We start from the raw sequence: 5,289 nt of genomic DNA, 5'->3' as shown, positions 1-5,289 counted from the left end.
AGCCACATCTGTTTGGCACTCTCGTTGGCGTCTTTTTCCTGTATATGGTGGATTCCGGGATGAATATGGTCGGCTTCCCCTTTGCCGCCCGCCACATCTTCCAGGGACTGGTGCTCATCGTCGCGGTTGGAGCAAATGCGCTTCTCAACCGTGAAGAAGTCCATCTCAAGTTTATCTGAGGTGACGGCGATGAACGCGACACCACTGGTTGAACTGAAGAATCTCGAGAAGGAGTTCGCCGGCACCAAAGCGTTGAAGGGCGTGAGCCTTAGCTTTCTGCGCGGCGAGGTGCACGGCCTGCTTGGTGAAAACGGTGCGGGCAAGTCGACCCTCATCAAAATCTTGACGGGTGTCTATGCCCCGAGCGCCGGTGAGATTTTCCTTGAAGGGTCACCGGTCAGGGTTTCCAGCCCGCCGGAAGCCCATCGGCTGGGCCTCGGAGCGGTCTATCAGGACGCAGAACTGGTATCCAGCTTCACGGTTGGGCAAAATATCCTTCTCGGCAATGAGCCCGGGAGGATCGGTATAAGCGACCGGGCGATCCATGACGAAGCTGCGGAGATTCTGTCGCAAATGGGCATCGAGCTCGACGTGCGGCGGCTTGCCGGCGCACTGTCCGCAGCCGAGATGCAACTCGTCACCTTGGCGACCTTGTTCCATCGGCGCTACAAACTGATCGTTCTTGATGAGCCGACAGCTCGCCTTTCGGCAGCGGAATCGGAAGTTCTTTTTCGGATCGTCGATGGCTTCAAAGCGCAGGGGATAGCCATCGTTTACATCTCCCATCGCCTTCGAGAGGTCCAGCAGATCTGCGACCGCGCCACGATCCTTCGAGGGGGACTTGTTTCCGGAACCCTTAATCGTGGCGAGGTCACCGAAGACCGCGTTACTGAACTCATGGTGGACCGCAGCCGCTCTGAGCTTGCGACCTACAATGATGGCAACAGCGTCCGTCCAGAAGTCCTGGTTGAGGTTGCTGGCCTCGGCACGGCGCAGTTGGCGCCCCTCAGCTTCAAGATGCAAGCCGGAGAGGTGCTGGGCTTCACCGGTCCCGTTGGCGGCGGGATGGAAGATGTCGCACGGGCGCTTGGCGGCATCAGCCGGCATTCCGGCACGGCAAAGGTGCGGGGCAAAGCGGTCAATCTGGCCACCCCGATCGCTGCACGTCGTTCAGGCATCGCGCTGATCCCCGAGGACCGGCGCAAACAAGCCCTTTTTCCCGCACTCTCGGCTGCCGAAAACATCTGCCTGCCGGTCCTGCATTCGCTGCAACATTTTTTGATGATCCGGCCCGGCACCATGAAAAGATATGCAGAAGCCGTGCTGGACCAGCTTGCGGTGCGCCCACGCGCTTCCTCCACGCAGGTGCGCTTCTTCTCCGGTGGCAATCAACAGAAGCTGGTCATCGGCAAATGGATGAGTGCGAAAGCCACCGTCTATATCATCGTGGAGCCGACCAACGGCGTCGATGTCGGTGCGATCAAGGAAATCTACGATATCATACTGCAACTTGCCCGCGATGGCGCCGCAGTCCTGCTCATTTCGTCGTCCCTGAACGAAATGCTCGCGCTCGCCGATCGGATCATGGTCATTCATGACGGCAACTGCGTCGCGGAGGCACCGAAAAAGAGCTGGACATATGACGACCTTCTGGCCGTCACCCTGAGCGGCAAGTCGCGACACACGGCGTCGCCGCCGCACGTCACCCGTTCAACAGAAGAGGAAAGCAGATGAGCACGGATATCAGGCTCTACATGTTCCAGACTGGGCAGATTCGACAGAAGGAGGTCGATATCAAGCTTGGCTACAGCCAGGACGAGTTCTTCACCCCAATCCCCTGGTACCTAATCGTCCATCCCAAGGGAAACATCGTTATCGACGGCGGCACAGCGGTTGAAGCAGCGCGTGATCCGGTTGGCTGGTGGGGCGACACCACAAAGAAATACTATCCTATCATGGATCCCGAAGAGGGCTGCGTGAACCAACTCGGCAAGATCGGAATGAAGCCCGACGATATCAAGTTCGTGCTGCATTCGCATTTGCATCTCGATCACTCCGGCGCCTGCGGCAATTTCCCAAAAGCCCGCCATCTTGTGCAGCGGCGGGAGATTGCATGGGCGTTCGCCGCCGACTGGTTCATGCAAGGCGGCTATATCAAGAAGGATCTGACCAAGGATGGCATCAACTGGGACGTGATGGAGGGCGAGGACCAGTATGATGTCTTCGGCGATGGCAGCGTGCAGACATTCCTGTCTCCGGGACACACCCCCGGCCACCAGTCCATCATGGTACGGCTGCCCAACACCGGTTCGATCCTTCTCGCAATCGACGCCGCTTACACGATGGATCACTGGGAAGAGAAATGCCTGCCCGGCGCGCTGACGTCCGCGCAGGAAGCCGCTGCTTCCGTCAGAAGGCTGCGGCGCATCGCCGAGAAAGAAAACGCGATTGTCGTGCCAGGCCACGACATGGAAACCTGGAAGAAGTTCAAGAAAGCTCCGGCGGAATACTATGACTAGGTTCCGCTGAAATATGCGGCCGGCTGAAGATCGCCGGCCGCACCGCTAAAAACCAAAATGGTCCTTCAAAATCAGTTGCGCGCGCGGACCGCCTCAACAAGGCGGCGCGGTACGCGTGGCGGGTTGCACGAGAGTATTTACCAGATGCACAAGGCTGCTCTCGATCAAATCCAGCAGCGCTGGAACGAGGCCTCCGCGCCATGGGATAAGAAATTGCTCTCCCAGATTTATACGCAGGACGCTCTTTTTTTCGGTCTACTGCCTAGGTTGTACGTCGGACGATCTGAAATAGAGGAGTATTTTGGAAGCTATCAACTCATACTAGAAAAAGTGAATTTAACGCTTGTCGACCAGAATACGAGATCGTTGAGTCGAGGTCTGTTCGCGGCGCAAGGGTTTGGCGATATCGTTAATTACTATCGTGACGGCTCTGTCGTAAAAAATAGGGTCAGGACTTCGTTCGTTGTTTCAAGAATCAATGGTGACTGGCAGATTTATCTGCACCATTTCTCTGAGCTGATCCGGGATAAATAAAGTCTACGGACAGTGGCGAGGCTCGCCAGGAACCGCGCTGAGCAACGGGGGTTCTACTCGCGCGACGGGTGGCGCATAGCTGCCGCTCCTTACCTGCCCCTCGACAGACTCCCCAATATCCCGCGCACGATTGCCCGGCCGACCGACGAGCCAACCGAGCGCACCACCGACTTGATCGCCGCCTCGGCCACCGTCTGGCGGTTGGACGGGCGCGGTGCAGATGTGCGCCTGCCACCGGATTGCGGCGCGGGATCGTCATTGCCGAAGCCCGGAATGGTCCAGCGCGAGCCGCCGCTGCCGGCCTGCTGGGCCTGCTCTTCGGCATCCTGCGCGTCCTTGGCTTTTTTTTGCAGCATTTCGAAAGCCGATTCGCGATCGACGGCCTGATCGTACTGGCCGACGACGGGGCTCTCCTGGATCAGCTTTTGTCGCTCGGCTGCCGTTATCGGTCCAAGGCGCGACGACGGCGGGCGGATCAGGGTCCGCTGCACCATGGACGGGACACCCTTGGCCTCCAGCGTCGAGACCAGCGCTTCGCCCGTGGCAAGCTGGGTAATGGCGGTCATGCAGTCGAAATCGGGATTCGGCCGGAACGTTTCGGCCGCCGTCCTCACCGCCTGCTGCTCACGCGGCGTATAGGCGCGCAGCGCGTGCTGGACGCGATTGCCGAGCTGGGCCAGGACTTTTTCAGGGATATCCAACGGGTTCTGAGTGACGAAATAGACGCCGACGCCCTTCGAGCGGATCAGTCGGACCACTTGTTCGACGCGATCGATCAGCACCTTGGGTGCTTCGTCGAACAGAAGATGCGCCTCGTCGAAAAAGAACACCAGCTTCGGCTTGTCGGGGTCGCCGACTTCCGGCAGCACCTCGAACAGTTCCGACATCAGCCATAGCAGGAAGGTCGCGTAGAGCCGCGGATTCATCATCAGCTTGTCGGCGGCAAGCACGCTGATGGCGCCGCGTCCGTCGCGGGTGGTGCGCATGATATCGGCGATACGCAGTGCCGGTTCGCCGAAGAAATTTGCGGCTCCCTGTTGCTCCAGGACCAGCAGCGTGCGCTGGATCGCCCCGACCGATGGCTTCGTCACGTTGCCGTAGCGCGAGCCGATCTCGTCGGCACGCTCGGCGATGTTGGCCAAGAGCGCCTGCAGGTCCTTCATGTCGAGCAGCAGCAGACCTTCCTCGTCAGCCAGGCGGAAGGCGATGTTCATGATGCCTTCCTGCGCCTCGGTCAGGTTCATCAGGCGCGACAGCAACAACGGCCCCATTTCCGAGACCGTGGCGCGGATCGGATGACCCTGTTCGCCGAACAAGTCCCAGAAGATGACGGGGAATTCCTGGAAGTTATAAGGATCGAGCTTGACCTGTTCGGCCCGCTTGACGAGGAAATCCTGTGCCGTGCCCATCATCGCGATGCCCGACAGATCCCCCTTGATGTCGGCGCAGAACACAGGCACGCCGGCGTTGGAAAATCCTTCGGCCAGGATCTGCAAGGTGACTGTCTTGCCGGTACCGGTGGCGCCCGTCACCAGGCCATGACGATTCCCATATCGTAGCAACAGCTGCTCGGCACGCTGATAGCTGTCGTCGGGCTTGCGGCTGGCGCCGATGAAAATACTGGTGTCGTCAGCCATATGTCCGGTCTCCGCAAACTGATGTGTCTAAAGCCAGTGGCCTTGCCGCAGGTATAGTGAGGCCATTGCACAGCGACAATGCCATTCGTCCAAATCCGGGCCATTCGCCCAAATCGCCCCATTCGTTCAAATCGGGTTTTTGGAGCTTGCGGATTTTGCCGCTGTTTGGCAATCGTCGTCCACGCGGATTGACCTATATCTGATGGATCGAATCCGGTCACTGGAAGCGCATTGCATTGCGATATCGGACCAGGGACCGTAGACTGGACTGCTCCCGGCTGGTGCGGCCGTATGAAACGAGGAGGACGGATGGGCGCCGGAGCCTTGATCCAGGACGTGGAACCCGAAAACATCGAGCGCCAGCGATGGCTCGCATTGGCGGAAAAGGCTTTGGCAGGCGCTTCCTTCGAGGAAAGGCTGGTCTCGCACAGCGACGACAACATCCGTATCGAACCGCTCTACGACCGCAGCACCGCGGCGGAACCGATCGTACGCGCAAACCCGAAATCGCCATGGATCGTCAGCCAGCGAGTCGACGATCCCGACACCAACCGCGCCAAAAGCCAAGCGCTGGAGGATGTGGCACAGGGTGCCACGGG

4 protein-coding genes and 1 pseudogene are annotated in these 5,289 nt (G+C 59.2%); 4 read left to right on the top strand and 1 reads right to left on the bottom strand.

Going from position 1 to position 5,289, the window contains the following annotated elements; all coding sequences use genetic code 11:
* Positions 1 to 135: 135 nt before the first annotated feature.
* From EN893_RS17470 to EN893_RS17460, 3 genes are read left to right on the top strand one after another with little or no spacing between them, the layout of a single operon-like run.
* The gene (locus EN893_RS17470) at positions 136 to 1,734 is read left to right on the top strand and encodes a sugar ABC transporter ATP-binding protein (protein ID WP_236382864.1); all 1,599 of its coding nucleotides are present in this window, start codon (positions 136 to 138) and stop codon (positions 1,732 to 1,734) included.
* Entirely contained in the window at positions 1,731 to 2,519 is a 789-nt protein-coding gene (gene attM / locus EN893_RS17465) for an N-acyl homoserine lactonase AttM (protein WP_127268346.1), read from the top strand. The genes EN893_RS17470 and attM overlap by 4 nt, the downstream gene beginning before the upstream one ends.
* A gap of 57 nt (positions 2,520 to 2,576) precedes the next feature.
* Positions 2,577 to 3,053 carry a nuclear transport factor 2 family protein gene (locus EN893_RS17460; RefSeq protein WP_236382862.1) on the top strand — a complete coding sequence of 159 codons (477 nt, stop codon included), beginning with the start codon at positions 2,577 to 2,579 and terminating at the stop codon, positions 3,051 to 3,053.
* An 89-nt stretch (positions 3,054 to 3,142) separates the two neighbouring features.
* On the opposite strand, the gene EN893_RS17455 is transcribed toward EN893_RS17460, so the two are convergent.
* Positions 3,143 to 4,690, bottom strand: a complete 1,548-nt coding sequence (locus EN893_RS17455) for a helicase HerA-like C-terminal domain-containing protein (RefSeq protein WP_127268345.1) — start codon at positions 4,688 to 4,690, stop codon at positions 3,143 to 3,145.
* A gap of 309 nt (positions 4,691 to 4,999) precedes the next feature.
* Between EN893_RS17455 and EN893_RS17450 the strand changes: the two are divergent.
* Positions 5,000 to 5,289 (top strand): annotated as a pseudogene (locus tag EN893_RS17450) (methylmalonyl-CoA mutase); the annotation flags it as partial.

Origin of the sequence: Mesorhizobium sp. M7A.F.Ca.CA.004.04.2.1 (assembly GCF_004022825.1) — a bacterium.
Lineage (GTDB): Bacteria > Pseudomonadota > Alphaproteobacteria > Rhizobiales > Rhizobiaceae > Mesorhizobium.
The sequence above is the reverse complement of the archived record's forward strand: the minus strand, read 5'-3'. Positions and strand labels throughout refer to the sequence as shown.